Source organism: Balneatrix alpica DSM 16621, assembly GCF_000619885.1.
Lineage (GTDB): Bacteria > Pseudomonadota > Gammaproteobacteria > Pseudomonadales > Balneatricaceae > Balneatrix > Balneatrix alpica.
Genome location: NZ_KK211039.1, coordinates 452,716 through 478,848 on the forward strand (window position 1 = coordinate 452,716; position 26,133 = coordinate 478,848).

A 26,133-nucleotide genomic window follows, 5' to 3' on the forward strand; every position below is an offset into this window, starting at 1 on the left:
TTTAGCGTTTTGCCCATGCCTGGGCCTGCTACCCAGCCACTCAAGGATGGTTATGACTGCTGTTGCCGTTTCCGAAGTCTTACCCCCACGCCGCCAAGAGCTGAAGGAACTGCTCCTACTGGCACTGCCGATTATTGCCGGGCAGGTTGCCCAAACGGGGATGGCCTTTGTCGATACCCTGATGGCGGGCGCTGTCAGTCCGCAGGATTTGGCCGCTGTAGCACTGGGCTCCAGCATTTGGGTGCCCCTGTTTCTTTTGATCATCGGCACCCTGATGGCCACCACTCCTAATGTTGCTCAGCTGTTTGGCGCTGAACGCCATGGAGATATCGCCCCTCTGGTACGTCAGGCACTGTGGTTAGGATTAGGACTAGGCTGCCTGGGTTCCCTCTTTTTATTGCAGGCTGAACCTGTCTTGGCTTATTTCATTGAGCAGGATGCTGCCTTACGAGAGCAAACACAGATTTATCTCAATGGCGTTGCCATGGGTTTTCCTGCTATCGCCTGTTATCAGGTGCTGCGCTATTACAGCGATGGCATGGGTAAAACCCGACCGGCCATGTATGTCGCCTTTATTGGCCTAGCTGCCAATATTCCCCTCAATTATCTGTTTATTTATGGTTTTGGCCCCATCCCCGCGCTCGGTGGGGCCGGCTGTGGCTGGGCCAGCGGGATAGTGATGTGGATCATGTGCCTGAGCCTGGCGGGATACCTTGATCGCAGCCGCTTCTACCGCCATTTCCGCCTGTTGCACGACTGGCAGCGTCCACAATGGAGCGTGATCTGGGACCTTATCAAACTCGGCATTCCCATTGGTCTGGCGATTTTTATGGAGGCCAGCATGTTCTCCATTATCGCCCTGCTGCTCGCGCCCCTGGGGGCAACGGTGGTGTCCGGCCATCAGATTGCCCTCAACTTTTCTTCCGTCACCTTTATGGTGCCCTTAAGCATTGCCATGGCGATTACTATCCGCGTTGGTCAGGCGCTAGGAGCGGGCAAACCACAGCTGGCACGTTTCCGCGCCCTGAGTGGCATTCAGCTTAATCTGCTGTTTGCCTGCCTGTCCTTTAGCCTGATGCGCTTTATGCCAGAGACCCTGGCTGGTTTTTACTCCACCGATGGTGGCGTCATTCTGGTCGCCGCTGAGCTGCTCATGCTGGCGGGACTCTTTCAGTTTTCCGATGCGATGCAAGTCAGTGTGGCTGGGGTATTACGCGGCTATAAAGATACCCGCACCCCGATGTTACTGGTGGCCGTGGCGTACTGGGGTATTGGCCTGCCACTGGGCTGGCAACTGGCACTGGGGGATAGCCTACCCTGGGCGCCGATGGGGGCCCCAGGCTTCTGGATTGCCTTGATTAGCGGTTTAACCGTTGCCGCTTTGCTACTCTTTGTGCGGATGCAGAGGATTAGTTATGCGGCGATTCGTCATCATCAGTCTGCTGCTTAGCGCCGCGCTGATTGTTCTTTGGTTGTTTGAACCGCCACATCCGGCCCAGGCACTCTGGGCCGACTATTTGGAGCGGTTGCCGCGGCCACTCAATTTAAGCACGAGTGAACAACAGCAGCAGCCACCCACTCTGCCGCTACCCAGTTACCCTGAACGGCGCCTGCGCCTGCTGGAAGAACAGCCTCTGCGTGAAGGTTTACTGGACACGCTAGACTTCGCCGAATGCGATCTATTGGGCTTGATCAGTGAACGTAACTCCAGCCTCGCCAAGGTTTCTGATAGCGCCTGGAAACTGGCATACGAGCTGCGCTTTCTAACCCAGGCCGACCAGTGCCTGTCCCGTCCCCCGGCACAGCGCCGTGCGGAGACAGAAAACTTTTATCAGCTGCTTGCTCAAGTCAGCCAGCATAAACGCCAGCAGTTACCTCGACTGCTTGCCAACCTGCTTTACAATAGCGCCGAGAGTGAAGCCCAGTTCAGCCTGGCACAGACTCCACTACTCCCCCTGGAAGACGACGGCGCCCAAGCCAGTCTGCAGGCCTTAGCCTTTTTGCAGCAGCTTACCCCCGCCGTTTTAGCTATTCACCGGGGCGCGCCAGCTCAGCCGTTGTTTCAACTCAGCGAACTAGAGCAACACCTGGCGGCCCTCTATCACAGCCGTTTTGGCAGCAAATTACTGCAGAGCTTACAGCTAAGCGGCAACAGCCTGGCCCAGGCCAGCCTCTGGCTACAATTACGAATGACCCGCCGCCCCCTTTGTTATCACCAGCAAGCGAGTGAAGAGGGACGCATTCTCTTCAATGTTCTGTTGCGTTATTACGCCCAAAGCGGACAACAGGAACTGAGCCGCTTACAGCGACAGGGAGAAGCTTGGCGCGCGGGTTGGTTAACCCTACAGGAGCTTTTACCCCCACCCAAGGTGGTGGCAGATTATCTGCACTCTCTATGGATAGCGGAGGATGGGAGTTGGCGCCGCTGGCAAGCCCGCATTCAGCAGCACCAACAACAGTGGCAGCAGCTACTTAATAGCTGTGGACTGGCACCAGGCCAAGCCAGCCAGACGGACTAAATACCCAGCTGTTGCAGCAACTCAACCGGGTCGGCAGTAATTTTAATCCCCGCCAGCATGCTCTCATGGGTGAAGCCCTGCGCGACCGAATGGGCTGCCATCTGCCATAACGGCTGATAATACCCCTCCGTATCCAGCAGCCCCATTGGCTTAGTGTGCAGACCAATCCGGGCCCAGGACCAAGCTTCAAACCACTCTTCAAAGGTTCCTAGCCCGCCTGGCATTGCCACCAGGGCATCCCCCAGATCAAGCAGGCGCTGTTTGCGTTCAGCCATATTCGCCACCTGCTCAAAGCGGCTTAAACCGGGATGTTGCAACTCCCGCTCAATCAGTTGAGTAGGCATGATGCCAATCACTTCACCCCCCAACTGCAACACACGATCAGCCAGACGCCCCATCAAGCCTATCCGTGAGCCACCATAAACCAGCCCCAAATCCGCCTGACAGAGTGCATCGGCTAACTGATCCGCTGCCGTCGCATAAGCTGGATGAGTACCAAATTGGGAGCCACAGTAAACCGTCACCCGGGCACGGGGCATAGTCTTCTCCTGTTGTGCGAAGGGGATTTTTGGCAGCCTGCCTAATCCGCCAAGCTGCCAGAAAAGAGCAGCTTAGTGGGAGTTAAGTTTGTCCATCAGTTGATGCAGCTTATTTTGCATGCGCTGCTCACCCTGTTTAGGTTTATTAGCCCGCCCCTGGGCTGGCTTGGCCGTTCGCTGGCCTTTTTTATGCCCAAACTGCTGCTGATAACGCTCTTGAGCAAAGGCTTCATCCTCAGCCGTCACTACCCCTACCGCTTGCCCCTGCAAATTCACCCGCGGCTGGCCTGCTTTAATCGCCCGCAGATAAAAAGGCGCATGGGTATAAGAGGCGAGAGCCCGCTTAATTTTTGAGCCCTGCTCAGGCATTTTTGCCAGCAGCTCCTCCTGAATCCCCACCTGCAGAGCCTGAGGCTGCTCCCGGCTGAAAGCCTTGGGAAATAACTCACACAACCAAGCAACCGCAGCATGGTTGGCTGCTTTATTCTTACGCTTGCTGCGATCCTGCGAGTGGCCACGGCTACGACCACCTGAGGCTTCTTCGTCAGCTACCGGCTGCGACCTTTGCTCAGATACTGATAGAGGCTCTTGCGCAACCTGCTCAACCCCTGACTGAGGCTGAGAGGGGGGCAGCTGCGTGCTCGGCTCAGCCTGCACCTTGGCAGCAGAAACAGGTTGAATCTGCTCCTGTTGTGACTGAGCTCCCGGCTGAACCTGTGCCAGCTGCCCTTTGAGCAGCGCATTTTCTACACGTAGCTGTTGAATCTGTTGTTGCGCTTGTTGCAATGCCGCCAACTGCTGCTCAATACGCTGTTCCAACTGAGCCAGCAACTCCACCAGATTAATCTGTGAACCTTCCATTTGCATGACGGGCGCCTTATTCACCTTTTTTAATCAAATACCAGTAAAGCGCATCCTGTTGCGCCTGAGCCAATAACTGATGACCCAAAAACTCACAAAACTTAGGAATATCACGGCTGGTAGAGGGATCTGTTGCCTCCACCCGCACCACTTCTCCCACCTGCATTGAGCGCACACATTTGTGTAACAGCATCACGGGCTCAGGGCAATTCAAGCCCTTAGTATCCAGCAGGCGATCATACTCAACATCAACGGACATAGCTGTGCAACTCTCCTTCATGCTGGCGGCATTGTAGTCAATCTTGTGAGAAAGGGCGATGCCGGCAAGCGGGCAGCGGAATAGCCGACCAACAGAGAATGGCCAGAGCAAAATAGATTTTCTACACTGGGCATAGATACATTAGCCAAAGCTGAGATGTGCCATGATCAAAGTCCTTATCGAACGCCGGATTGCTCCCGATATGGAAAGCACCTACGACTATGCCGCCAGACAAACCCTACGCGCCGCTATGGAGTGGGAAGGATTCATTTCCGGTGAAGCACTAAAAAACGTCGATAACCCTTTGCAACGTATCCTCATTGCCACCTATCGCAGCGAGTTGGACTGGCAGCGCTGGCAGGCCTCTAATGAACGCCAGGAGGCCATGAGCCAGCTGCTCCCTCTATTGCTTGAACCCGAAAAAGTCACCCTGCTCGAACATGCCTAAGCACTGCGATCACGTGGTGGGATTAAGGCGGCCTGTCCGCCTTAATCAAGCAAGCGCACAAAGGCCGTAATTTCCTCGCGGTCATGGTAAAGCTGACGCCAGCGCATCTCGACCTGCAGCCCCGCCGCCTGCATACGGCTCTCAAACACTTCACGACACTGCTGATAGGCCGCCAAACGCTTCTGCATCGGCAGCTTTAAATTGAATACACTAAAACGGCACCAACCCTGCTCAAACCAACGCGCCATCAAGTCAATCGAACGCGACGGCTTATCGGCAATATCACAGACCATCCAGTCTACTGGGCGCTCAGGCACATAGGTAAAACCATCCTCCTGTCGGTGCTTCACCAAACCCGATTCCATTAACGCCTCATCCATTGGGCCGTTATCCACCGCCGTCACGCGGAAGTGCTGATGGGCCAGCTGCCATGTCCAGCCCCCTGGCGCGGCCCCCAAATCAACCGCTGTCATACCCGGCTGCAGCCAGCTTTGTTGCTCCTCGGCAGATAAAAAGAAACGCCAGGCTTCATCCAGCTTTAAGGTGGAGCGACTAGGTGCGCCAGCCGGAAACTTCAAGCGCATAATCCCCTGGGGCCAAGGGGCTGCATTAGCAGGCTTGGCCAGTCCCACCACAACCTGCTGCTCGGTCAACCAGGCGACATACAAGCGGGGCTGCTTAAGGTTACGTTTTTCGCTTAACTTACCAGCCTTACGCAAAGCACTGGCTAAAGGGGGCGTCAGTTTGCGACAAAGAGTCTGTAACTGCCCACCTTGCTCACTATCCGGTGCTTCGACCCATACCTCCCCCCCCTGGGGAAAATCCGCCATTGCCTGCACCAGCCAGCCCACTCGATCCTGCTTGGGCACTGCCCCCAAGGTTGGTAAACAGGCAGCCCATTGACGAGTAAAGACCGGCTGCTGCCAGGGCAGGCTATGGATCAACTTATAAGCACCCCCTGGCTCGGTACAAATAAACAGCACATAGCCACTGGCTGGCTCAAACTGCGGGTAACCATACACACCCTGGTTAGCCGCCAACTCTTGCATCTCTCCTGCACACTCACGCTCAAAACCCGCGCGACAAAACAACACTACCTGAGTCAAGGCTGTTTGCATGACAACATCACTTTGTATCGGTGTTCTTAATAAAGGTGGCAATATCCAGACTGGCTTGGTGTAACAATGCCGCCAAGCTCATGCCACCTACTGGTGTGCGCCAATCATGATCTGCACCCTCCACCCCCTGTAGCTGCACCTGGGATGGTAAGGCTAAGGCAACAAATTCCTGCGGTTGACCAAAAGGATCCCGCTGCCCCTGTAGAATCAACCCCGGCTTGCCGCTGCACTGCAAGGGTGGCAAGCGCAATTGCTGCTTTTTTCCTGGCGGGTGCAAAGGATACCCTAGCGCCACCGCGCCGCACACCCGCGGATGCGGGCGTAAGGCCATGGCCAAGCGTCCCCCCATTGACTTCCCCACCAGCCAGCAGGAACGAGCACGCTGATCCAACCGAGCCTGCAGCTCCTCCTGCAAGCGCTCAAAGCGTGGCGGTGGCCGACGTCGCCCACTCGCTTCCATCTCCTGCATATACGCCAGGGTCAGAGGCTCTACCGCAGCGAAAGCAGATAATTCACGGGCTAACTGCTGCAAAAATGCAGAGCCATGCCCCGCTCCCGCGCCATGCAACAACACTATATCCACTTCAGAGTTAACCACGGCGCCCCCCTCTCCCCCTCATGTGACAATTTGACGCATGTCAAGGCAACGTTCACTAATGACTAGCGATTAGTATTAGGCAAAAATAACCCTAATTAATGAGACAGGCGGTAAAACACAGCCGCAATACCACCACAAAATTAGCAAAAAACCATATAAAACAAGGTGATAGATACAGAATTGGGATTAAGGGCAAATAGCCCCAAGATAAGTTTTTAATCTTTTCCAATGGACGTAATTACTGCCTTTACGCCACCGTAACTGTTTGAAAAACCTTACTCGTTACCAGATAATGGCGCCGGTTTTTAACCTTCAATCAAGCTGCTGATGAGAGCCTGACATGAACACAGCAACTGAACACACTACGTACAACTATAAAGTAGTGCGCCAGTTTGCCATCATGACGGTTATTTGGGGAATCGTCGGGATGGCAGTGGGTGTGCTAATAGCCGCCCAACTGGTCTGGCCACAACTTAACTTTGATACCCCCTGGTTTAGCTTTGGTCGCCTGCGTCCATTGCATACCAACGCGGTTATCTTTGCCTTTGGGGGCTCGGCCTTGTTTGCCACCTCCTACTACGTTGTACAACGTACCTGTCAAACCCGTCTGTTCTCAGACACTCTGGCAGCTTTCACTTTCTGGGGCTGGCAAGCCATTATCGTTGCCGCCGCCATCACTCTGCCGCTGGGCCTGACCTCCTCAAAGGAATACGCCGAGCTGGAGTGGCCAATCGACATCGCCATCACCATCGTGTGGGTGTCTTACATTATTGTCTTCATGGGTACTGTCGCCAAGCGTAAGACCAGCCACATTTATGTGGGTAACTGGTTCTACATGGCGTTCATGATCACCGTTGCAGTACTGCACGTGGTCAACAGCATGGCTGTCCCTGTCGGCATGTGGAAGTCCTACTCTGTTTACGCTGGCACCATCGATGCCATGGTGCAATGGTGGTATGGGCATAACGCAGTAGGCTTCTTCCTGACTGCTGGCTTCCTGGGCATGATGTACTACTTCGTACCCAAGCAAGCTGAGCGTCCGATTTACTCCTATCGCTTGTCCATCGTGCACTTCTGGACCCTGATTGCCACCTACATCTGGGCCGGCGGTCACCACCTGCACTACACCGCACTGCCTGATTGGACCCAGTCCGTTGCCATGCTGATGTCCCTGATCCTGCTGGCTCCCTCTTGGGGCGGTATGATCAACGGCATGATGACTCTGTCTGGCGCCTGGCACAAACTGCGCACTGACCCCATCCTGCGCTTCCTGGTGGTATCGCTGTCCTTCTATGGTATGTCCACCTTCGAAGGTCCGATGATGTCTATCAAGACTGTTAATGCTCTGTCCCACTACACCGACTGGACCATTGGTCACGTACACGCCGGTGCCCTGGGCTGGGTAGCCATGATCTCCATCGGCGCGACCTACCACATGATCCCCAAAGTCTTTGGTAAGTCTGAAATGTACAGCGTCGGTCTGATCAACGCACACTTCTGGCTGGCGACTGTCGGTACCGTACTTTACATCTGCGCGATGTGGGTAAACGGTATCATGCAGGGTCTGATGTGGCGTGCGGTCAACGAAGACGGCACCCTGACCTACTCCTTCGTTGAGTCCGTGGCTGCCAGCCATGTGGGATACCTGGTACGTACTATTGGTGGTGCCTTCTTCCTGCTGGGCATGCTGCTGATGGCTTACAACGTATGGCAGACCGTGCGCAAGGGCAGCAAAGCCCCAGTAGCGTCTGCTGCGGCCCAGACCGCCTGAGGAGTATTCCATGATCAAGCACGAAAAAATTGAAAAGAATATCGGTCTCATGGCTCTGCTGGTGATCATTGTGATCAGTGGCGGCACCATGGTAGAGAACGTTCCGTTGTTCTTCCTGAAAGAGACCACTCAGCCTATCGCTGGCCTGAAGCCTCTGACTCCGCTGCAGATGGAAGGTCGTGACATTTACATCCGTGAAGGCTGTAACGTCTGTCACTCCCAGATGATTCGTCCGCTGCGTGCTGAGACCGAACGCTATGGACCCTACTCCGAAGCATCCGAGTTCGTTTACGACCACCCCTTCCTGTGGGGTTCTAAACGTACCGGCCCGGATTTGGCCCGTGTTGGTCAGCGCTACTCTGACGACTGGCACCGTGCTCACCTCTACAATCCTCGTGATGTAGTGCCTGAGTCGGTCATGCCTGCCTATCCCTGGTTGTTCGAAAACGACCTGGATACTCGCAAAGTCGAAGACAAAATGCGTGCTCTGCGCACCGTAGGCGTGCCCTACACCGATGACCAGATTGCCACTGCTCGTGATGAGATCCGTGGCAAGAAAGAAATCGATGCACTGGTTGCTTACCTGCAACAGCTGGGCACCGTGAAGTCTAACAAGCGCTGATGCTTATGGAATTTTTCATAGCTTTCCGTCCCTGGATATCGGTGATCATGCTGGTCACCTTTATCGGGCTCTTTATCTGGATCTGGGGCATCAAAAAGGGCAAGGACTTCGACGAAGCCGCTAACTTGCCTTTTGCCGAAGATGAGCAAGAGCCAAAGGACGGAGTGGAACCTTCCCACGATCGGGAGAACAAGCGATGAGTAGTTTTTGGAGCGCCTGGGTAACCGTCATTACCCTAGCAGTGATCATTGGCTGCGCCTGGCTGACCTTCAGCGTCCGTAAGGGTGAAGCCTATAAAGAGGCCACCGACCAAACCGTTGGCCATTCCTTTGACGGTATCGAAGAGTTCGACAACCCCCTGCCCCGCTGGTGGTTCAACCTCTTCATGCTGACTATTGTTTTTTCACTAGGCTATCTGGCCCTCTATCCTGGCCTGGGTAACTACCAGGGCCTGCTGGGTTGGTCTTCAACCAAGCAGCTGCAGGATGAAATGGCCTATGCCGAAGAGCACTACCGTCCAGTATTTGAGAAGTATGCTTCTCTGCCGCTGGAAGAAGCTGCCCGTAACCCCACCGCCGTGCAAATGGGTCAGCGTCTGTTCGCAGACAACTGCGCCCTCTGTCATGGTTCGCAGGCAACCGGTAGCCATGGTTTCCCCAATCTGACCGACAAAGACTGGCTCTATGGCGGTGAGGCGGAAACCATCAAAGCCTCCATCACTAACGGCCGTGCCGGTGCGATGCCTGCCTGGGGCGATGCCCTCGGTGAAGACGGTGTGCAAGATGTGACTCAATATGTACTGAGCCTGTCTGGCAAAGCGACTGACCAGGAGGCGGCAGCCCGTGGACAGAGCAATTACCAGGCACTCTGTGCCGCCTGTCACGGTGCGGATGCCAAGGGTCAACATGCCCTGGGCGCCCCCAACCTGACCGACGATATCTGGCTGTATGGCGGTGAAGCCGCGCAGATCGCCCATAGCATCCGTAATGGCCGCAATGGTGTGATGCCTGCACAGCAGAATCTGCTCTCTGAAGAGAAGATTCACCTGCTGGCAGCCTATGTGATGAGCTTGTCACTGGACAAGTAAGTCATCGGGGAGGCCGGTTCAACCGGCCTCCTTGCTTTACTACCCAAACACAATCATTACATAAGAAGCAGTCAAACTGCCTCGTTGTTGTCTTTAATGCCCTTCCCCCGGCCTCGGACATCACGCTACCCATTAGAACCAGGTGATTAGCATGAGCAGGATTCCCTTGAAAGAGGTGCCGAGCAACAAGCCGGCGAAGGATGCCGCGGTACAAACCTATGACCTGTACCAAAAGCGCGAACACATCTACACCAAGGCCTTTACCGGCATTTTCCGCAATCTGCGGATGCTGACCGGTTGGTTGCTGCTGGTCGGCTTCTTTGGCACCTCCTGGTTACAGTGGGAGGGGCGGCAAGCCGTACTCTTTGATTTACCCAATCGCCAGTTTCATATCTTTGGCACCACCTTCTTTCCCCAGGATTTTATGCTGCTGTCCTGGTTGCTGATTATTCTCGCCTTCACCCTCTTTTTCGTCACCGTATTTGCCGGTCGCCTCTGGTGCGGCTACACCTGCCCACAAAGCGTCTGGACCTGGATTTATATGTGGGTCGAAAAGGTGACTGAAGGGGATCGCAACCAGCGCATGAAGCTGGATAAGCAACCCATGAGCGCGGGTAAATTTCGCAAAAAAGCGCTTAAACATAGCCTATGGCTATTAATAGCCGCAGCGACTGCCGTGGCTTTTGTTGGTTACTTCTCCCCTATTCGTGAGCTGATTCCCGCCATTGCCAGTCTGGACTTAGGCCCTTGGGAGATGTGGTGGCTATTTTTCTTCACCCTGGCCACCTATGGTAACGCCGGTTGGCTGCGGGAACAGGTATGCATCTACATGTGTCCTTATGCACGCTTCCAAAGCGTTATGTTTGATAAAGACACCCTGATTATTTCCTACGACACTGCCCGGGGCGAACCACGGGGGAAACGTAAAAAGAGCGCAGACTACCAAGCAGAAGGCTTGGGCGCTTGTATCGACTGCGATAGCTGTGTGCATGTTTGCCCAGTCGGTATCGATATTCGTGATGGCCTCCAGTATGAGTGCATTGGCTGTGCCGCCTGTATTGATGTGTGTGATGACATCATGGAACGTATGGGCTATGAAAAAGGCTTGATCCGCTACACCACTGAGGAAGCACTGGAAGGTGGAAAAACCCACATCCTGCGTCCTCGCTTAATTGGCTATGGGGTTGTGCTATTGATTATGTTTGGTGCCTTTATCTGGGGCATCAGCAGCCGTGTCCCCTTACAACTGGACATTCTGCGTGATCGGCAACAACTCTATGTTGAAGTCCAGGACAACAAGGTCGAAAACCTCTACACCCTGCGCATTGCCAACAAAACCCAACATCCACAAAGCTATGAACTCAGTGTCAGCGGCGCACCCGGGCTAGCCGTTATCGGCGGGCAACATTTGCAACTGCAAGCCAATGAAGTTTTGACTCATAACCTGCGCCTGCAAATGGATAAGACTCAACTGCCTGCTGCCAGCTTTGATGTGCATTTCACCCTCACGACTTCCGATGGCAGCTTAAGCCTGACAGAAACAAACCGTTTCATCGGCCCCAGCAACCGCTAGAGTAAGATAGGGGCCCTCGCGGCCCCACCCCAATATTTAGGTAACCCAGCACTATGCAGATGACCCCCAAACCCTGGTATCGCCAACCCTGGCTCTGGTTTCTTCTTGTCCCTATTATGGCCTCCGTGGTGGTAGGCACATCCTTTTTGGTGGTGTCTTACGTCACTTTTGATGGCACTGTTCGCGAGGACTATCGCAAAGAGGCCAAAGATATTGTGGCGGTGACAGATAAGCTTGATCAGGCCAAAGTGATGCAGCTTTCTGCTGAAGTGCTTATCGACAACAAACTTGGCACCCTGCTGGTTACCACCAATCAGGAACTGCCAGGCAAAATGGTGCTGGAAATAGTCCAACCTACCGATGTCCACGGCGATGAGCAGGTCGCACTAAGCACACTGGGGCGCGGCAGCTATACTGCCAATCTGCCTAAGCCATTAAGTGGCAAGCGCTATCTGATTTTACGTCCTCAATCGGATGAATGGCGGGTGCAGGGCACCGCTTATCCTCCCTATGACCAACCCGTCACTTTGATTGGCGAAAGTCTGTACTAAGATGGCACTCTCCTGCTTTCACTGTGGTCAACCGGTGCCACAAGGGACCGACTTTGTCCTAAGCATCCTGGGCGAGCCTCGTCAGCTATGCTGCCCTGGCTGCCAAACGGTTGCGCAAACCATTGTGCAAGCCGGGTTGGAAGACTACTACCAGCACCGCTCACAGCAGGCCCTGCCTGAACTACTGCGACCACAACTGCTGGATGCCGATCAACGGCAAGAGCTGCTTTTATTCGATGAGCCCAGCCTGCAGGCGGAGTTTGTTCATCTTGATCAGGATGGCCGCAAGCACGTTACCTTAATCGTGGAAGGCATTAGTTGCGCCGCCTGTATCTGGTTACTGGAACAAAGTCTGCAACAACTGCCGGGCATGCAAATGGCCAGTCTTAATCTGACCACCCATCGCGCCAGTTTAAGCTGGGATGCTGAACAGCTTCCCTTGAGCCGTATTCTGAACCTGTTCTATCAATTGGGTTACAAGGCTTACCCTTATCAGCCAGACGAAGCAGAAGCGCTGCAACAGAGAGAACAGCGTACTGCCCTGATCCGCATCGGGGTCGCTTTTATTGGCATGATGCAAGTGATGATGTATGCCGGTTCCCTTTGGGCAGGTGCCGATACAGGCATTGATCCTGCTCATCAGGACTACTTACGCCTGGTGAGCCTGATTCTAACCACTCCTGTGGTGTTCTACTCCTGTATTCCCTTTTTTAAAGCCAGCTGGCGTGACCTCCAGACTCGCCATCTGACCATGGATGTGCCCGTTTCCATTGCGATCATCATCGCTTATCTGGGTGGCATTTATGCTACCTACACAGGCACCGGTGAGGTGTATTTCGAGTCCATCACCATGTTTGCCTTCCTGCTCTTACTGGGCCGCTATCTGGAAATGCGTGCCCGTCATCGCATGGGACAGGCCGGTAACCGACTACAATCCCTGCTACCCACCGGAGCCACCCTGCTCATCAAGGGTGAAGAAAAGCTAGTGCCGGCACGGCAGCTGCAGAGTGGCGACCTGATCCGGGTAAAACCCGGCCATGCTCTGCCCGCAGATGGCATTATCCGCCGTGGCTGCAGCAGCCTGGACGAATCCGTCATCACCGGCGAATCCCTACCGGTAATGCGGAAGCCGGGTGATAGCGTGATTGGCGGCAGCCTGAATGTCGAAAGCCCGCTCGACATCGAAGTCAGCCAAAGCGGCCAAGCCTCTCGTGTTTCAGCTATTACCCGCTTGCTGGAACGAGCCCAGAGTGAAAAACCCAAGGTCGCCGTACTGGCTGACAAGGTCGCCAGCCATTTCGTCCTGGCCGTGTTAATTGTCTCAGCCCTGGTGTCCTTTAGCTGGTATTGGATTCGCCCCGAAGATGCCTTCTGGATCACCCTCTCCGTATTGGTGGTCACCTGCCCTTGCGCCCTGTCACTGGCCACCCCCACCGCCCTTACGGCGGCAACCGGCACCTTGCGTCAGCTTGGCCTCTTGATCACCCGTGGCCATGTGCTAGAAGCGCTCAGCAAAACAGATTATGTGGTATTTGATAAAACCGGCACCCTGACCAGCGGACAGCTACAACTGGTGGAAACCCAAACCCTTGGCCCCCTGGATGCTAACCTCTGCCAGGATATAGCCGCCCGTCTGGAGCAGGGTTCTGAACACCCTATTGCCCAGGCCTTTGATGGCTTCAGCCAGGGTCAGGCCGAGCATATTCACAATCATATCGGCCAAGGGGTTGAGGGGATAATTGCGGGGCAACACTATCGCCTCGGCCGCCCCGACTTTGCCTGTCCTGTTAACCCTCCTGCCCCTCCTGCCGCTCAGGGACAATGGTTGTTATTGGCCGATGAGCAGCAACCGCTAGCCTGGTTCCGTTTGCAAGACAGCCTGCGTCCTGAAGCCGCCCAGCTCATTAGCCAGCTGCAACAACAAGGCCTGCAGGTGGCACTGCTGAGTGGCGATGCCGAAGCCAATGTCGCCTACGTCGCTAAACAACTGCACATCCAGCACTGGCAGGCCGGTGCCCTGCCAGAAGATAAACTGACCTTTATCGAAAAACTGCAGCAACTGGGGCATACCGTCACCATGATAGGGGATGGCATTAACGACATTCCGGTTCTGGCTAAAGCCCAGGTGTCGGTCGCCATGAATCAAGCCACTGACCTGGCCAAAAACAGCGCCGATGCGATGCTCCTGCGCCCTGACCTGCTACTACTTGCCAAGGCTTTGACCCTGAGTAAAAAGACAAGACGCATCATTGCGGAAAACCTGGCCTGGTCACTAGGGTACAATCTATTGGCTCTGCCATTGGCGGCAATGGGTTGGATTCCACCCTCCCTTGCAGCCCTGGGCATGGCCACCAGCTCGCTCCTGGTGGTCGGTAATGCTATGCGCTTAGCGCGCCTCTGAGCCGGAGATTTTTGATGGACATCATGTATTTACTCATTCCCATCGCCCTGATTTTAGTCGCGCTGATGGTATGGGCCTTTTCCTGGTCAGTAAAAAGTGGTCAGTTTGATGATCTCGACAGCCCTGCCCATCGCATTCTCTTTGATGACGATAAAAAACTGATCCCCAAAGAGCCTTCTTCCACCACTCCCCCCAGTGATGAGCAGAAGGGCTAATGGCCAGCATGGACCTATGGGCTGCCCTGTTGATTGGCCTAATGGGTGGCAGTCACTGCCTGGGCATGTGCGGTGGGCTGATGACCGCTGTCGCCCTGCAATCCCCCCAGCGGCGCCCCAGCCTACTGCTGAGTTATAACCTGGGACGAATCAGCAGCTACATGCTCGCCGGTGCGCTGGTAGCAGGCCTGGGCTCGTTACTCGGCAACCATGGCTGGCAGTTTTTACGCTTGTTTGCCGCCATCATGCTGATTCTGATGGGACTCTATATCGCCGGTTGGTGGGCAGCACTCACCCATTTAGAGCGTTGGGGGCAACGACTATGGCGCCATATCAGTCCCTATACCCGCAAGCTGCTCCCCGTGCGCCATAACGGCCAAGCCTTATTACTCGGCATCTGCTGGGGCTGGTTGCCCTGTGGTCTGGTTTACTCCACGCTAAGCTGGAGCCTCAGTAGTGGCTCCAGTGTCGAAGGGGCTCTGCTTATGGGAGCGTTTGGATTAGGCACGCTGCCCAGCATGCTGGCCACCGGCTGGTTTGCCCAGCAGATGAAGGGGTGGATGCAAAACCCATGGCTACGCCGCCTAAGCGGCCTCATCATTATTGCCTGGGGACTCTACTCCCTGCGTTTTTTGCTCCACCTGCACTGACTTGATGCAGATCAGCTTGTGATTGCCCCGCTTTTTTTATACTGGGGCCGCCAAGTACTGTCAGGAGCCCACCGTGAACCAAGCGCAACCTCTTTGGTCACCTCAACTTATCCAACGCTATGACCTCACGGGTCCGCGATATACGTCTTACCCCACCGCCGTAGAATTCCAAGCCCTGGGGCAAGGCGAAACTCTACTCGATATTGCTGCTGCCAGCAGTGATCCCACCAAGCCACTCTCACTCTATGTCCATATCCCCTTTTGTGCGCACGTCTGTTACTACTGCGCCTGCAATAAGGTGATCACCCGTAACCGTGCCAAAGCAGCCCCCTATTTAGAACGCCTGTACCAAGAAATTGCCTATTACGCCAAGCGCTTTGGTCAAGGGCGTGTGGTGGAGCAGCTGCATTGGGGCGGCGGCACCCCCACTTTCCTCAGCCATGAGGAAATTCGCCAGTTAATGGCAGTGATCAAGCAACACTTCCAACTGCGCGAAGATGATCAAGGGGACTACGGCATTGAGATTGACCCCCGAGAGGCCAGCGTGGAGACCCTGCAACTCTTGCGTGAAATCGGCTTCAATCGTATCAGCCTGGGTATTCAGGATATTGATCCCCAGGTGCAGGAGGCGGTTAATCGGGTGCAGCCTATCGAGCTAGTTAAAGAGCTATTGGATGAAGCCCGCCACCTGGGTTTTCGCTCCATCAACTTTGATTTGATTTACGGCCTCCCCAAACAAAGCCTGTCAGGCTTTACCAATACGCTGGAGACCATCCTTACCCTCAGCCCAGATCGCTTATCGGTATTTAACTACGCCCATTTACCCGATCGCTTCCGCCCCCAGCGCCATATTCAGGCAGCTGACTTACCTGATCCCGCAACTAAGCTAGCCATTCTTGAGCACTGCATTACCCGCCTCAATCAAGCAGGCTATCAATACATCGGCATGGATCACTTTGCCAAACCAGAGGATGAACTCGCTATTGCTCAGCGCCAAGGCAAATTGCACCGCAACTTTCAGGGCTACACCACTCACGGTAATTGTGAGCTTCTCGCCTTTGGCGCCTCCGCCATTGCCCAAATAGGCGATACCTACCTGCAAAATCAGCATGATGTCGGCGCCTGGATGCGTGAAGTGGCAGAGCAGGGCTATGCCCTCAAGCGTGGCCTGGCCCTCAGCCAGGATGACAAAATCCGCCGCGCTGCCATCAACCAACTGATTTGCCACTTTGCTCTCGACTACGCCAGCTTTAACCGCTGCTGGGGCGTCGATTTCGAGCAGTATTTCAGCCGTGAACTTGCGGCCCTGCAATCCCGCGCCGAGGATGGCCTACTACTCCTGCAACAAGGTGGTATTGAAATACTGCCGCAGGGGCGTCTCCTGATACGCAATATATGCATGGAGTTTGATCGCTATCGCCAACAAGGAGCAGCCGGAACCTTCTCGCGGATTATCTAAGCTTAAGCCGTGATGAGCTTCACGCTGCCCCTACCCTTGGCCAAGGATGGCCTATACTGCCTGGCGGAGGTATTTGTGCTGATGCAACAAATGCCTTCACCCCTGCCGGCAAATCCTTCATAATGCCAGCAGGTTCCAAACCCCCAGTACACGTAAGGATAAGAGGCAGGGAATCAGATGACGCATATTCACACTCTTGAAGCAGGAAGTGTCAGAGACATCAAGCAGGCTCACTGTCAGCACTGCAGTCTGAGTTCTCTCTGTTTACCTCTCTCTTTGAGCTTCACTGAGATGGAACGCCTGGATGGCATTATCGAAAAAAGCCGTCCGCTGAAAAAAGGGGATCACCTTTTCCGTCAAGGCGAGCCCTTCCGTTCGGTCTATGCCGTCCGCGCTGGCGCCGTTAAGACTTACACCCTCACTAATGAAGGTGAAGAGCAAATTACCGGCTTCTACCTACCTAGCGAGCTGCTGGGCTTAAGTGGTATCCATGATCAGGTTTACCCTGTCTCTGCCCGAGTGCTGGAAACCACTACTGTCTGCGAAATCCCCTTTGAGAAACTGGATAAGTTATCCGGCCAATTGCCAGAGCTGCGTAAAAACCTGCTACGCACCATGAGTCGCGAGATTCAAGATGAACAGCAAATGATGCTGTTACTCAGTAAAAAGAATGCTGATGAGCGGGTGGGCACCTTCTTGACCAAGCTTTCCCAACGCTTCAAACTGCGCGGTTTTTCTGCCAGCCAGTTCCGCTTATCCATGTCCCGCAATGAGATTGGTAACTACCTGGGTTTGGCCGTTGAAACCGTAAGCCGCATTTTCACCCGTTTCCAAAAACAGGAAATCATTCGGGTAGACGGCAAGGAAATTGAAGTACTCGATATGAGCCTTCTCTATCAGGCTGCTGGCGAGTGCGAGTTTGCTCCTGAACACATGGGTGCCGTACAAAAACGCGGCTAACCCTTGGTTAATTTATTAATAACAAGCAAGAATCCTGCACTATGCAGGATTTTTGCTGTGAGATAGGTAGCGATATGGCATTTGATGAGTTTTACGTAAAGTCGGTAATTAAAGCCATTCCCAACTGGCCTGAGCCCGGGGTCACTTTCCGGGACATCATGCCTATTTTAAAAGACCCGAAGGCACTGCGCACCGTGACTGATGGCTTTATCGAGCGTTACGTCACCAGCGATATCACCCACATCGCCAGTGTCGATGCGCGTGGTTTTCTAGTAAGCGCCATTCTTGCTCACCAGCTGAACAAGCCGCTGATCTTGGTACGTAAAAAAGGCAAGTTGCCCGGCGATACTATCAGCGAGTCCTACAGCCTGGAATACGGTAGTGCAACATTGGAAATTCAAACCGATGCCTGCAGCGAAGGTGATCGGGTTTTGCTATTTGATGACTTGATTGCTACAGGCGGCACCCTGCTCGCCGCCAGCAGCCTGATCCACAAACTGGGTGGTCAGGTGGTAGAAGTCGCCTCCATTATCGATCTGCCTGATCTACAAGGCTCTGCCAAGCTGCAGGATGCCGGTATTCCCGTGTTCTCCTTAATTGCTTACTAAGAGCTAAACCACTCTCCCGCGCCCACAACCATTGTGGGCGCTTTGCTTGCAACTGTGCGATCGAACCTACTGAAAGAGCCCCACCATTAGAGGCAATAAGAACGCACTCACCACCCCGGTTAAACCAATCGCCAAACCGGCAAAGGCCCCGGCAAGGGCACTGACTTCAAACGCTAACGCCGTCCCAAAACCATGGGAACTCACCCCCAGGACAAAACCCTGAATGCGATGATCTTCAATTTTCAGTAAGCGAAACAGTAGCGGCGCGACTAAACAACCAATGGCGCCGGTAATCAGTACCAAACCTGCTGTGAGTGAAGGATAACCGCCAATTTTTTCCGCAATGCCCATCGCAATTGGCGAGGTAACTGATTTGGGCATGACTGACATCACCGTCGATAACTGCGCTCCCATCACCTTGGCCACCCAGGCCGCACTCAACCCCGCCGTCAACGCACCGGTAATACAGGTCACCATCAGCAATCTTAGAATTTCCCGTACTTTGGCTAGGTGATCAAACAGCGGCACCGCCAGAGCCACCGTTGCCGGTCCAAGCAAAAAGTGAACGAATTGCGCACCGGCAAAGTAACGGTCATAGCTCACCCCCACCACCAGCAGGATACTGATAATAATCGCCATCGAGACCAACACCGGATGAACCAAGGGAGAGTTCCCCAGCAAGCGATTAAGCCAAAGGCTAAACATAAAAACGATCAGGGTCAGGGTTAACCAGAGTAGCGGGCTGGCCTCGAGATACAGCCAGAGTTCGGTTAAGACTGGCATTAACGCTCCTCCTGCTGGCTACCTAACTGGCGGCGCATGATCCAAGCACTGGTTAATATTGCCAGTACCGAACTCAGCAGCAATGCCAAGAGGATGCTTAACCAATCCTGTGCAATCAATTGAAAGTGCACCATCAGCCCCACCCCAGCTGGCACAAACAGCAAAGCCAAGTGTTTCAGCAACCCCTCGCTAACCTGGCGTAAACCATCCGGTACGCGACCATAAACAATCAACCCAAGTAGCAGCAGCACCATTCCCACCACGGGACTGGGAAACGGTAAATCCAAACCACGGACAATCAGCTCTCCTATCAGCTGACAACTCAACAAGATAATAAATCCTGCAAGCACACCACACTCCTTTGACTACCACCTGGTAGGCTCACTTATTGCCAAACGCCACCCTGATAATCACGCCAATTTGACGCACATCAGTCTGCCGCTATGAAAAGCTTAACTGCGGAAAATTGAAGAGAATAAAGGGATGCAGTAGCATACCCAAGTTGACTTTAGTGGAGTTTATGCAGTGCCCGCAACCACCACACTGCCCCCCGAAACCCTGGCGGCGATGAAAGAAAATGCAGCCGATGCAGCCCAATTTCTCAAGGCATTGAGTAATGAAAGCCGACTGCTGATTCTCTGCTATCTGGATGGCAAAGAGTTATCCGTTACAGAGCTGAATCGCCAACTCGATTTGAGCCAGTCTGCCCTGTCGCAACATTTGGCAGTATTGCGTCGTGATGGTTTGGTACAAACCCGCCGCGAGTCGCAAACCATCTACTACTCCCTGAAAGATGATCGTGCCCGCCAGCTGATCCATACCCTGCATCAGTTGTTTTGTCCCAGCCTCTAACATCACACTCGCCCAGTTAGTGCTGGGCTAAGCGATGGAACTGCCAATCCTCGGTTGGAGGATGTAAGCTCAAGCGCATTTCCACCACCTCTTCCTCCATATTGAAGCTATTCTGAAATCCCAAAGCTGAGGCAAGGTTTTGCATACTGAGATTATTCGGTAAAGTCGAGCCCATAATCTGCAAAGTTCCACGGCTGCGGCAATAATCAATTAATTTAGTCATCAGCATCCGCCCTAGCCCTTCCCCCTGTAAGTCATCACGAATAACGATGGAGAATTCGCAGGTCACATTGTCAGGATCGGTAATTCCTCGCACCACCCCCAAGGTTTCGTAGTCATTACTTGCATCCTGCTTAGGGGCCGAGGCGATAAAAGCCATTTCCCGGTCATAATCAATCTGGGTCCAATTAGCCAGTTCATGGTGATTAGGAATCGAGCGGCTGTAAAAATAGCGCAACCGTACCGTTTCTGGACTAAGGCTACGATAGAACTCTAAGTGTGCGGGCTCATCCTCTCCACGGATTGGCCGCAGCTCCACCTCACGTCCCGAACGCAATAAGGTTGCCCACTCGCGCAAATGCTCCGGATAGGGGGGAATGCAAAGCTCAGCAGGTTCCGCTAAAGCCACTGCCGCATCCACTGCTAATAGGCCGGTTTTATTGAGCAACATGGGGTTAATTTCCAGCGCACTCACTTCCGGCAAATCCACCGCAATTTGCGAAATTTTGACCAGCATCTGCGCAATCCAGTGCAGGTCACGCTCCACCTGATGACTATGTTCCTGCAGAATGCGGTAAATACGAGTCTGCTGAACCAGCGTACGCGCCAAGGCCAGATTAAGCGGCGGCACCCCTAACTGGCGATCCCCCAACACATCGACGGTGTAGCCCCCTACTCCAAACAGAATCATCGGCCCGAACACCGGATGCCGCGAGAGACCAACGTTCATCTGCATCGACTGAAAGCCGCGTTTCATTTCCTGTACAACGTAGCCATACAGGTCTTCATCGGCATAACGTTCACGCACACGGTAATCCAGGCGCGTAACACGATGACGCACTTCCTGATCCGAGTAGAGATCCAAAGCCAGGTCGTGCCAACGCTTGGTTGACACCTGATCATAGAAAAAGGGATAGCGGTTATCCCGATGCAATGCTTTGACTGCAATGGTGTTCTGAATCCGCTTGGCAACTTTAATCACCTCCGCCACATCCTTGGCGTAGTATGAAGTGGAAACCGGCAAGCCATAGCTGGCAATCAAATCCGCTGCCTCGGCATGATGCAGATAATCACGCCCTTCACTCCGCGCCTGCTGTACTAAAGCCTTGGCACGCATGCGGTAAATGGAGTGCTCTTGTAATACAAAGCTGGGGGGCGTCTCGCGCATTACCTCCTGATTACGCCGATAGGCCACCATATGCAGGAAGCCCTCTACCGCCTTCTCCGGAGTGATGTAGGTTGGAATTTGCGCGGCATTGAAAATATTACGCGCGCCGATGGCACTGGCACGCCCCATCCAACTGGTCAATACCGTTGTCTTTAATTGACGAGCAACCTGAACAACCGCCTCAGCGGTTTCCACGCAGGGCGCTAAACGAGTAGGAGCATGAATCACCAAGACCGCATCTACCCCTGGGTCTTTACTCACCCACTCTAAGGCCTTAGCAAAATGCTGTGGCGTTGCTGTCGCATTTAAGTCCAATGGGTGCTGACGATTCCAAAAAGGCGGCATCACTTCCGCCAAGGCATCCAGCGTACTCTCCGCTAATTGGGCAAGTTGCCCACCCCGGCGCTTCAAAATGTCCATTGCCAAGGCGTTTGGGCCCATGCCATTGCAAATCAGAGCTAAGCGCTCACCGCGCACCAACTTACTACGGCTTAAGGTGGCCAGAGCATTAAAAACCTCGTCCGAGGTGCTGACCCGCACCACCCCGGCACGTCGCAATACTGCATCATAAACCTGGTCTTCACTGGGTAAACCTAAGCCCTGGTGTTGTTCCAGTTGCCCTTGCTCATGCAAAAAAGCGCTCTTTAACACCAAGACCAATTTTGTCCGTGCCGCCGCCCGCACCGCTGAGACGAAATGGCGGGCACGGGAGACCTTATTAAGCTGCAGCACAATCGCCTGGGTATAGGGGTCGGCTGCAAGGTAATCGATGATGCTAGGCAGGTCGACATCAACCGAATCCCCCAGGGTTAAAAAGTGGGAGAAGCCAATCCCCTGCCCTGTCGCCCAGTCAATCATGGCGGTACCGACAATGCCGGACTGACCGACATAAGCCACCTTTCCTTTTAGCACATTGATATGGCTGTAACTGGCGTTCATATTGTGCCCAGGCACCAGAATACCGAGACACTCGGGCCCGATGATACGAATACCATAGGGACGAGCGGCCTCCTTCACTGCTTCACGCAGAGGCTGACTCTGTTCACCCTGGGCAATATGACCACCACTGAGGATAATGGCAGCCCGCACCTGATTAGCACCCAGCTTACGAATCAGCTCCGGTACCCGCTCAGGCCTTGAGCAAATGACCGCAAGATCAGGCATTTCTGGCAAGTCAGCCACGCCAGCATAGCAAGGCACGCCGAACACACCGCTGCTCCCATCACGCAGGACCGCATACAAGCGCCCATCAAAGCCGCTATCTTGTAGATTCCGAATGACAATACCACCCAGGTTTTCTGGCTCCTCACTGGCACCAAACACCACAATCGAATTGGGCTTAAAAAACCTTTTGAGATACTTGGTACTCACTCTTCATCCTCACTCACGTGTAACCTGCCTGGCCCTTAGCCCAGCTTGCAGCAAAGTGTACGCCAATAATTCAGTCTTGCTTGGGGTTTAGATCAATTAACCCCAGAGATGATTTAGTTTCCCCATGCAGGATGCGCTGGATGTCACCCGCCTCGATTTGTCATGCCTTGGCCCTTTCCCTCGGCTATCGCGATGCCTTAACCCGTGCCCATGCTGACAGAGTAGTGTTGCTCTGTGACGCTTTAGCGCATCACTGCCAACTGAGCCAAACAGAAATCAACATCTTGCTGCTCGCCGCCCAACTGCACGACTTAGGCAAAATCGGTATTGCTGATGCGATCTTGCAAAAACCTGGTGCACTGAATACCGAAGAATGGGCACTAATGCAGCAACACTCCGCCATCGGTGCAGAAATCATTAAAGTAACCGCCTTTCCCCGCGCCGAGCAGGTCGCCCAATGTGTGCGTCATCATCATGAGCACTTCGATGGCAGCGGTTATCCTGATCGGTTGCAAGGACAACAGATTCCCTTATTGGCACGCATTCTTACTATTGCCGACAGCTACGATGCCATGGCAGTGACCCGCGCTTATCATCCCGCACGCAGCCACCTCCACATTATGGCAATTATGGAGGAGGAAACCGGCACTAAATTCGATCCCGCCCTGATGAGCGTCTTTTGCCCTCTGATTCACCACAGCCCATTAAAAAGCGCCTGCTAAAAAGCAGGCATCGCTACCCAAGGAAATAGAAAAGGGCAGGAAAACCTGCCCTTTCATCCTGCCAATCAACCACAATGTTTAGTGGCTGAGCTCCAGCAGCAATTTATTCAACCGAGCCACATAAGCACCCGGATCTTTCAGACTCTCACCGGCAGCCAGCGCCGCTTGGTCAAAGAGGATATGAGTCAAATCGGCAAAACGATCCTCGTCAGCTTCTTGATCCAAACGCTCCAGCAGCGGATGCTTGGGATTCACTTCGAAAATAGGCTTGGATTCGGGCATGCTCTGACCACTGGCCTCCAGAATGCGACGCATCTGCAGCCCCATGTCATGCTCACCTATTACCAGTACAGCAGGAGAGTCCGTTAAACGGTGCGATACTTTCACCTCTTGCACCTGTTCACTCAGCACATCTTGGATACGCTTGAGTAGGTCTTCCTTGGCTTTGGCTTCTTCCTCCTGAGCAGCTTTGTCCTCTGAACTATCCAACTCACCCAAGTCCAGATCACCACGAGTCACATCGACAAACTTCTTGTCTTTGTACTCGGTCAGGTAGCTCATCATCCACTCATCGATGCGATCGGTAAGCAGCAGTACCTCGATGCCTTTCTTGCGGAATACTTCCAGATGGGGGCTGTTCTTCACTTGGCTGAAGCGCTCGCCGCAGAGATAGTAGATAGCATCCTGCTTTTCCTGCATCCGCTCCAGGTAAGCGTCCAGAGCAACGTTCTGCTCTTCACTACCCTGATGAGTAGAGGCAAACCGCAGTAGACCTGCGATCTTCTCACGGTTGCTATGGTCCTCTGCCGGCCCCTCTTTAAGCACTTGGCCAAAGGTCTTCCAAAACTCCTGATAACGCTCAGGTTCGTTTTTCGCCAATTTTTCCAGCATATCCAGGGCACGCTTGGTTAGCGCACTCTTCATGCTGTCAATGGCAGGATCTTTCTGCAAAATTTCACGGGAAACGTTAAGGGACAGATCGTTCGAATCCACCACCCCTTTAATGAAGCGCAGATAGAGAGGCAGGAACTGATCAGCCTGATCCATGATAAACACCCGCTGGATATAGAGCTTCAAGCCCTTGGGTGCCTCACGGTTCCACAAATCAAAGGGAGCACGCCCAGGTACATACAGCAAACTTGTGTACTCCAGCTTGCCCTCAACCTTATTGTGACTCCAGGTCAGAGGATCGCTGAAGTCATGGGCAATATGCTTATAGAACTCCTTGTACTCCTCATCTTTCACTTCCTGACGAGGACGTGCCCAAAGGGCAGTTGCCTTGTTGACAGTCTCCCACTCTGGGGTCTTGTCTTTATCTTCCTCGCCATACTGCTCCTGCAGCATCTGCACAGGTACAGAAATATGGTCTGAATACTTGGTCACCAGATTGCGCAAACGCCAACCATTAGCAAAGTCACCCTCTCCCTCTTTCAGATGCAGGGTAATGCGGGTACCACGCTCAGGTAGCAGGCAAGGTGCAATACTGAACTCGCCTTCTCCTTTCGAACTCCAGTGCACCCCTTCTTCTGCACTTACACCAGCACGACGGGTATACACATCGACCTGATCAGCCACGATAAAAGCGGAATAGAAGCCGACCCCAAACTGACCAATCAGATTGGCATCCTTACGCTGATCGCCGCTAAGTGATTTTAAAAACTCGGAGGTGCCAGATTTGGCAATCGTTCCCAGGTTATCAATCACCTCCTGACGACTCATGCCAATGCCAGTATCGATAATACTGAGGGTCTTGGCTTCTTCGTTAAATTCAAGACGAATGCGCAGCTCAGGGTTTTGCTCATACAGATCTTGATTATCCAGGGCAGCAAAACGCAGTTTGTCGCAGGCATCAGAAGCGTTGGAAATCAGCTCACGGAGGAAAATCTCCTTGTTGGAATACAAGGAGTGAATCATAAGGTGCAGAAGCTGTTTTACTTCCGTCTGAAATCCCAGGGTTTGGGCTTGGGTGTCTGTAGTCATGCACTGCTCCATCAATAGGTTTCAGCCAAAGCTGCAACGAAAATGGGGACAAGTGCATGACTTTCAAGGGTTAGCCGGGGTTACTGCTCATTAATTCCCGTAAGGTGGATGACTTAAACTCACGTCGGTACAGCACATAAACCACGATAGTCGAAGAAGTAATTAACACCCAGGGACTGATAAACCACCCCAGTAACGCCAAACCAAAGTAATAAGAGCGCAGGCCAAAATTGAAGTTATTCGCCGCCATTGAGCACACCTTGGCACAGCGAGCAGCCAAAATTTGCCGCTCCTTAGCCGAAACCTTAGGGTCATCTGGCAAGGGGGCTCCCCCTACCAATACCGAACAAAAACCGTATTGGCGCAACGACCAGGTGAACTTGAAAAAGGCATAAACAAACAAACAGATCAGCACTACCAGCTTCAGTTCGACCTCCGCTTTTGTCGAAGGCTCAACAATTGGCAGATCTGACAGTAACAACACCGCCTTCTCTGAAGTGCCGAGTAAAGTGATCACACCAGCGAGAATTAGCATGGTAGAAGAAGCAAAGAACGCCACACTACGCTCTAAATTAGCTATCGCACTGGTATCGGCGATACGATTTTCCCGCTCCAGCATGCGCGTCATCCAATCTAAACGATAAAGATGCAGCACACTGGCCAAACTCGGTGTTGTCCGCGAACGCTTAATCGCAAACAGGGTATAACCGCGAAAACACAACATAAACCAGACGAATGCCAGCAAATTATGCCAGTTCACCTGGAGCATCAAATAATTGAGGTAGTCCTGCATGACATC

Annotated in this window: 27 protein-coding genes; 17 read left to right on the forward strand and 10 right to left on the reverse strand. The window is 53.5% G+C overall.

What is annotated here, in order from left to right; translation table 11 throughout:
- Window positions 1–52 precede the first annotated feature (52 nt).
- Together Q334_RS0111440 and Q334_RS0111445 are read left to right on the forward strand one after the other, a co-directional pair.
- The gene (locus Q334_RS0111440) at window positions 53–1,450 is read left to right on the forward strand and encodes an MATE family efflux transporter (RefSeq protein WP_027313328.1); all 1,398 of its coding nucleotides are present in this window, start codon (window positions 53–55) and stop codon (window positions 1,448–1,450) included.
- Window positions 1,416–2,519: a DUF3080 family protein gene (locus Q334_RS0111445; RefSeq protein WP_027313329.1), complete on the forward strand. Its 1,104-nt coding sequence runs from the start codon at window positions 1,416–1,418 to the stop codon at window positions 2,517–2,519. The genes Q334_RS0111440 and Q334_RS0111445 overlap by 35 nt, the downstream gene beginning before the upstream one ends.
- On the opposite strand, the gene Q334_RS18930 is transcribed toward Q334_RS0111445, so the two are convergent.
- The 3 genes from Q334_RS18930 to tusA all read right to left on the reverse strand — a co-directional run bounded on the left by Q334_RS18930 (window position 2,516) and on the right by tusA (window position 4,178).
- The gene (locus Q334_RS18930; RefSeq protein WP_051527746.1) at window positions 2,516–3,058 is read right to left on the reverse strand and encodes an LOG family protein; all 543 of its coding nucleotides are present in this window, start codon (window positions 3,056–3,058) and stop codon (window positions 2,516–2,518) included. The two genes, Q334_RS0111445 and Q334_RS18930, sit on opposite strands and share 4 nt — an antisense overlap.
- 72 nt (window positions 3,059–3,130) lie before the next feature.
- Window positions 3,131–3,925, reverse strand: coding sequence for a ProQ/FINO family protein (locus Q334_RS20070; protein WP_051527747.1), 795 nt, complete (start codon window positions 3,923–3,925; stop codon window positions 3,131–3,133).
- Between the two features lie 10 nt (window positions 3,926–3,935).
- Complete coding sequence (tusA, locus tag Q334_RS0111460) at window positions 3,936–4,178, reverse strand: sulfurtransferase TusA (protein WP_027313330.1); 243 nt, start codon at window positions 4,176–4,178, stop codon at window positions 3,936–3,938.
- Window positions 4,179–4,341: 163 nt separating this feature from the next.
- Between tusA and Q334_RS0111465 the strand changes: the two genes are divergently transcribed.
- Window positions 4,342–4,626, forward strand: a complete 285-nt coding sequence (locus Q334_RS0111465) for an antibiotic biosynthesis monooxygenase family protein (RefSeq protein WP_027313331.1) — start codon at window positions 4,342–4,344, stop codon at window positions 4,624–4,626.
- Window positions 4,627–4,667: 41 nt separating this feature from the next.
- On the opposite strand, the gene rlmM is transcribed toward Q334_RS0111465, so the two are convergent.
- Window positions 4,668–5,744 carry a 23S rRNA (cytidine(2498)-2'-O)-methyltransferase RlmM gene (gene rlmM / locus Q334_RS0111470; RefSeq protein WP_027313332.1) on the reverse strand — a complete coding sequence of 359 codons (1,077 nt, stop codon included), beginning with the start codon at window positions 5,742–5,744 and terminating at the stop codon, window positions 4,668–4,670.
- Window positions 5,745–5,751: 7 nt separating this feature from the next.
- A complete protein-coding gene (locus Q334_RS18940) occupies window positions 5,752–6,342 on the reverse strand; it encodes an alpha/beta fold hydrolase (RefSeq protein ID WP_035461362.1) in 591 nt (196 codons plus the stop codon).
- Window positions 6,343–6,682: 340 nt separating this feature from the next.
- Here Q334_RS18940 and ccoN point away from each other — a divergent pair, with 340 nt between their 5' ends.
- From ccoN to Q334_RS0111540, 12 genes are all read left to right on the forward strand, one after another.
- Window positions 6,683–8,113 carry a cytochrome-c oxidase, cbb3-type subunit I gene (gene ccoN / locus Q334_RS0111480; RefSeq protein WP_027313333.1) on the forward strand — a complete coding sequence of 477 codons (1,431 nt, stop codon included), beginning with the start codon at window positions 6,683–6,685 and terminating at the stop codon, window positions 8,111–8,113.
- A 13-nt stretch (window positions 8,114–8,126) separates the two neighbouring features.
- Entirely contained in the window at window positions 8,127–8,735 is a 609-nt protein-coding gene (ccoO, locus tag Q334_RS0111485) for a cytochrome-c oxidase, cbb3-type subunit II (protein ID WP_211249542.1), read from the forward strand.
- Between the two features lie 5 nt (window positions 8,736–8,740).
- A complete protein-coding gene (locus Q334_RS0111490) occupies window positions 8,741–8,935 on the forward strand; it encodes a CcoQ/FixQ family Cbb3-type cytochrome c oxidase assembly chaperone (RefSeq protein WP_027313335.1) in 195 nt (64 codons plus the stop codon).
- Entirely contained in the window at window positions 8,932–9,822 is an 891-nt protein-coding gene (gene ccoP / locus Q334_RS0111495; RefSeq protein ID WP_027313336.1) for a cytochrome-c oxidase, cbb3-type subunit III, read from the forward strand. Before Q334_RS0111490 ends, ccoP begins: the two co-directional genes overlap by 4 nt.
- Window positions 9,823–9,973: 151 nt before the next feature.
- Window positions 9,974–11,395 (forward strand): cytochrome c oxidase accessory protein CcoG, encoded by a 1,422-nt coding sequence (gene ccoG / locus Q334_RS0111500; RefSeq protein ID WP_027313337.1) that lies wholly within the window; start codon window positions 9,974–9,976, stop codon window positions 11,393–11,395.
- Between the two features lie 53 nt (window positions 11,396–11,448).
- Complete coding sequence (locus tag Q334_RS0111505) at window positions 11,449–11,946, forward strand: FixH family protein (RefSeq protein WP_027313338.1); 498 nt, start codon at window positions 11,449–11,451, stop codon at window positions 11,944–11,946.
- 1 nt (window position 11,947) lies between these two features.
- A complete protein-coding gene (locus Q334_RS0111510) occupies window positions 11,948–14,347 on the forward strand; it encodes a heavy metal translocating P-type ATPase (protein ID WP_027313339.1) in 2,400 nt (799 codons plus the stop codon).
- A gap of 14 nt (window positions 14,348–14,361) precedes the next feature.
- Complete coding sequence (gene ccoS, locus Q334_RS0111515; RefSeq protein ID WP_027313340.1) at window positions 14,362–14,562, forward strand: cbb3-type cytochrome oxidase assembly protein CcoS; 201 nt, start codon at window positions 14,362–14,364, stop codon at window positions 14,560–14,562.
- Window positions 14,562–15,212, forward strand: a complete 651-nt coding sequence (locus Q334_RS0111520) for a sulfite exporter TauE/SafE family protein (RefSeq protein ID WP_027313341.1) — start codon at window positions 14,562–14,564, stop codon at window positions 15,210–15,212. Before ccoS ends, Q334_RS0111520 begins: the two co-directional genes overlap by 1 nt.
- Before the next feature lie 73 nt (window positions 15,213–15,285).
- Window positions 15,286–16,671: an oxygen-independent coproporphyrinogen III oxidase gene (gene hemN, locus Q334_RS0111525; RefSeq protein WP_027313342.1), complete on the forward strand. Its 1,386-nt coding sequence runs from the start codon at window positions 15,286–15,288 to the stop codon at window positions 16,669–16,671.
- Window positions 16,672–16,848: 177 nt separating this feature from the next.
- Entirely contained in the window at window positions 16,849–17,631 is a 783-nt protein-coding gene (gene fnr / locus Q334_RS18945) for a fumarate/nitrate reduction transcriptional regulator Fnr (RefSeq protein ID WP_035461364.1), read from the forward strand.
- 74 nt (window positions 17,632–17,705) lie between these two features.
- Window positions 17,706–18,239, forward strand: coding sequence for an adenine phosphoribosyltransferase (locus Q334_RS0111540; protein ID WP_027313343.1), 534 nt, complete (start codon window positions 17,706–17,708; stop codon window positions 18,237–18,239).
- 66 nt (window positions 18,240–18,305) lie between these two features.
- Here the strand turns inward: Q334_RS0111540 and Q334_RS0111545 are convergent, their stop codons facing one another.
- Together Q334_RS0111545 and Q334_RS0111550 are read right to left on the reverse strand one after the other, a co-directional pair.
- Window positions 18,306–19,022 carry an LrgB family protein gene (locus Q334_RS0111545; RefSeq protein WP_027313344.1) on the reverse strand — a complete coding sequence of 239 codons (717 nt, stop codon included), beginning with the start codon at window positions 19,020–19,022 and terminating at the stop codon, window positions 18,306–18,308.
- The gene (locus Q334_RS0111550) at window positions 19,022–19,372 is read right to left on the reverse strand and encodes a CidA/LrgA family protein (protein ID WP_027313345.1); all 351 of its coding nucleotides are present in this window, start codon (window positions 19,370–19,372) and stop codon (window positions 19,022–19,024) included. Before Q334_RS0111550 ends, Q334_RS0111545 begins: the two co-directional genes overlap by 1 nt.
- A gap of 217 nt (window positions 19,373–19,589) precedes the next feature.
- On the opposite strand from Q334_RS0111550, the gene Q334_RS0111555 reads away from it, so the two are divergent.
- Window positions 19,590–19,874 (forward strand): ArsR/SmtB family transcription factor, encoded by a 285-nt coding sequence (locus Q334_RS0111555; protein WP_035461522.1) that lies wholly within the window; start codon window positions 19,590–19,592, stop codon window positions 19,872–19,874.
- Window positions 19,875–19,890: 16 nt separating this feature from the next.
- Here Q334_RS0111555 and Q334_RS0111560 read toward each other — a convergent pair whose 3' ends face one another.
- Entirely contained in the window at window positions 19,891–22,632 is a 2,742-nt protein-coding gene (locus tag Q334_RS0111560; protein ID WP_027313347.1) for a bifunctional acetate--CoA ligase family protein/GNAT family N-acetyltransferase, read from the reverse strand.
- Window positions 22,633–22,772: 140 nt separating this feature from the next.
- Here Q334_RS0111560 and Q334_RS0111565 point away from each other — a divergent pair, with 140 nt between their 5' ends.
- Window positions 22,773–23,354, forward strand: a complete 582-nt coding sequence (locus tag Q334_RS0111565) for an HD-GYP domain-containing protein (protein ID WP_027313348.1) — start codon at window positions 22,773–22,775, stop codon at window positions 23,352–23,354.
- A 78-nt stretch (window positions 23,355–23,432) separates the two neighbouring features.
- Here Q334_RS0111565 and htpG read toward each other — a convergent pair whose 3' ends face one another.
- Both htpG and Q334_RS0111575 read right to left on the reverse strand, forming a co-directional pair.
- Window positions 23,433–25,334 (reverse strand): molecular chaperone HtpG, encoded by a 1,902-nt coding sequence (gene htpG / locus Q334_RS0111570; protein WP_027313349.1) that lies wholly within the window; start codon window positions 25,332–25,334, stop codon window positions 23,433–23,435.
- Window positions 25,335–25,404: 70 nt separating this feature from the next.
- Complete coding sequence (locus Q334_RS0111575) at window positions 25,405–26,127, reverse strand: DUF599 domain-containing protein (protein ID WP_027313350.1); 723 nt, start codon at window positions 26,125–26,127, stop codon at window positions 25,405–25,407.
- Window positions 26,128–26,133 lie beyond the last annotated feature (6 nt).

Coding starts and splice junctions, on each gene's coding strand:
- Q334_RS0111520 (WP_027313341.1), top strand. CDS start 14,562: ATGGCCAGCATGGACCTATGGGCTGCCCTGTTGATTGGCCTAATGGGT.
- ccoN (WP_027313333.1), top strand. CDS start 6,683: ATGAACACAGCAACTGAACACACTACGTACAACTATAAAGTAGTGCGC.
- Q334_RS0111465 (WP_027313331.1), top strand. CDS start 4,342: ATGATCAAAGTCCTTATCGAACGCCGGATTGCTCCCGATATGGAAAGC.
- Q334_RS0111575 (WP_027313350.1), bottom strand. CDS start 26,127: ATGCAGGACTACCTCAATTATTTGATGCTCCAGGTGAACTGGCATAAT.
- ccoG (WP_027313337.1), top strand. CDS start 9,974: ATGAGCAGGATTCCCTTGAAAGAGGTGCCGAGCAACAAGCCGGCGAAG.
- rlmM (WP_027313332.1), bottom strand. CDS start 5,744: ATGCAAACAGCCTTGACTCAGGTAGTGTTGTTTTGTCGCGCGGGTTTT.
- fnr (WP_035461364.1), top strand. CDS start 16,849: ATGACGCATATTCACACTCTTGAAGCAGGAAGTGTCAGAGACATCAAG.
- Q334_RS0111545 (WP_027313344.1), bottom strand. CDS start 19,022: ATGCCAGTCTTAACCGAACTCTGGCTGTATCTCGAGGCCAGCCCGCTA.
- Q334_RS0111440 (WP_027313328.1), top strand. CDS start 53: ATGACTGCTGTTGCCGTTTCCGAAGTCTTACCCCCACGCCGCCAAGAG.
- Q334_RS0111555 (WP_035461522.1), top strand. CDS start 19,590: ATGAAAGAAAATGCAGCCGATGCAGCCCAATTTCTCAAGGCATTGAGT.
- Q334_RS0111505 (WP_027313338.1), top strand. CDS start 11,449: ATGCAGATGACCCCCAAACCCTGGTATCGCCAACCCTGGCTCTGGTTT.
- Q334_RS18930 (WP_051527746.1), bottom strand. CDS start 3,058: ATGCCCCGTGCCCGGGTGACGGTTTACTGTGGCTCCCAATTTGGTACT.
- ccoS (WP_027313340.1), top strand. CDS start 14,362: ATGGACATCATGTATTTACTCATTCCCATCGCCCTGATTTTAGTCGCG.
- ccoP (WP_027313336.1), top strand. CDS start 8,932: ATGAGTAGTTTTTGGAGCGCCTGGGTAACCGTCATTACCCTAGCAGTG.
- Q334_RS0111445 (WP_027313329.1), top strand. CDS start 1,416: ATGCGGCGATTCGTCATCATCAGTCTGCTGCTTAGCGCCGCGCTGATT.
- tusA (WP_027313330.1), bottom strand. CDS start 4,178: ATGTCCGTTGATGTTGAGTATGATCGCCTGCTGGATACTAAGGGCTTG.
- Q334_RS0111540 (WP_027313343.1), top strand. CDS start 17,706: ATGGCATTTGATGAGTTTTACGTAAAGTCGGTAATTAAAGCCATTCCC.
- Q334_RS20070 (WP_051527747.1), bottom strand. CDS start 3,925: ATGCAAATGGAAGGTTCACAGATTAATCTGGTGGAGTTGCTGGCTCAG.
- htpG (WP_027313349.1), bottom strand. CDS start 25,334: ATGACTACAGACACCCAAGCCCAAACCCTGGGATTTCAGACGGAAGTA.
- Q334_RS0111510 (WP_027313339.1), top strand. CDS start 11,948: ATGGCACTCTCCTGCTTTCACTGTGGTCAACCGGTGCCACAAGGGACC.
- Q334_RS0111565 (WP_027313348.1), top strand. CDS start 22,773: ATGTCACCCGCCTCGATTTGTCATGCCTTGGCCCTTTCCCTCGGCTAT.
- Q334_RS0111490 (WP_027313335.1), top strand. CDS start 8,741: ATGGAATTTTTCATAGCTTTCCGTCCCTGGATATCGGTGATCATGCTG.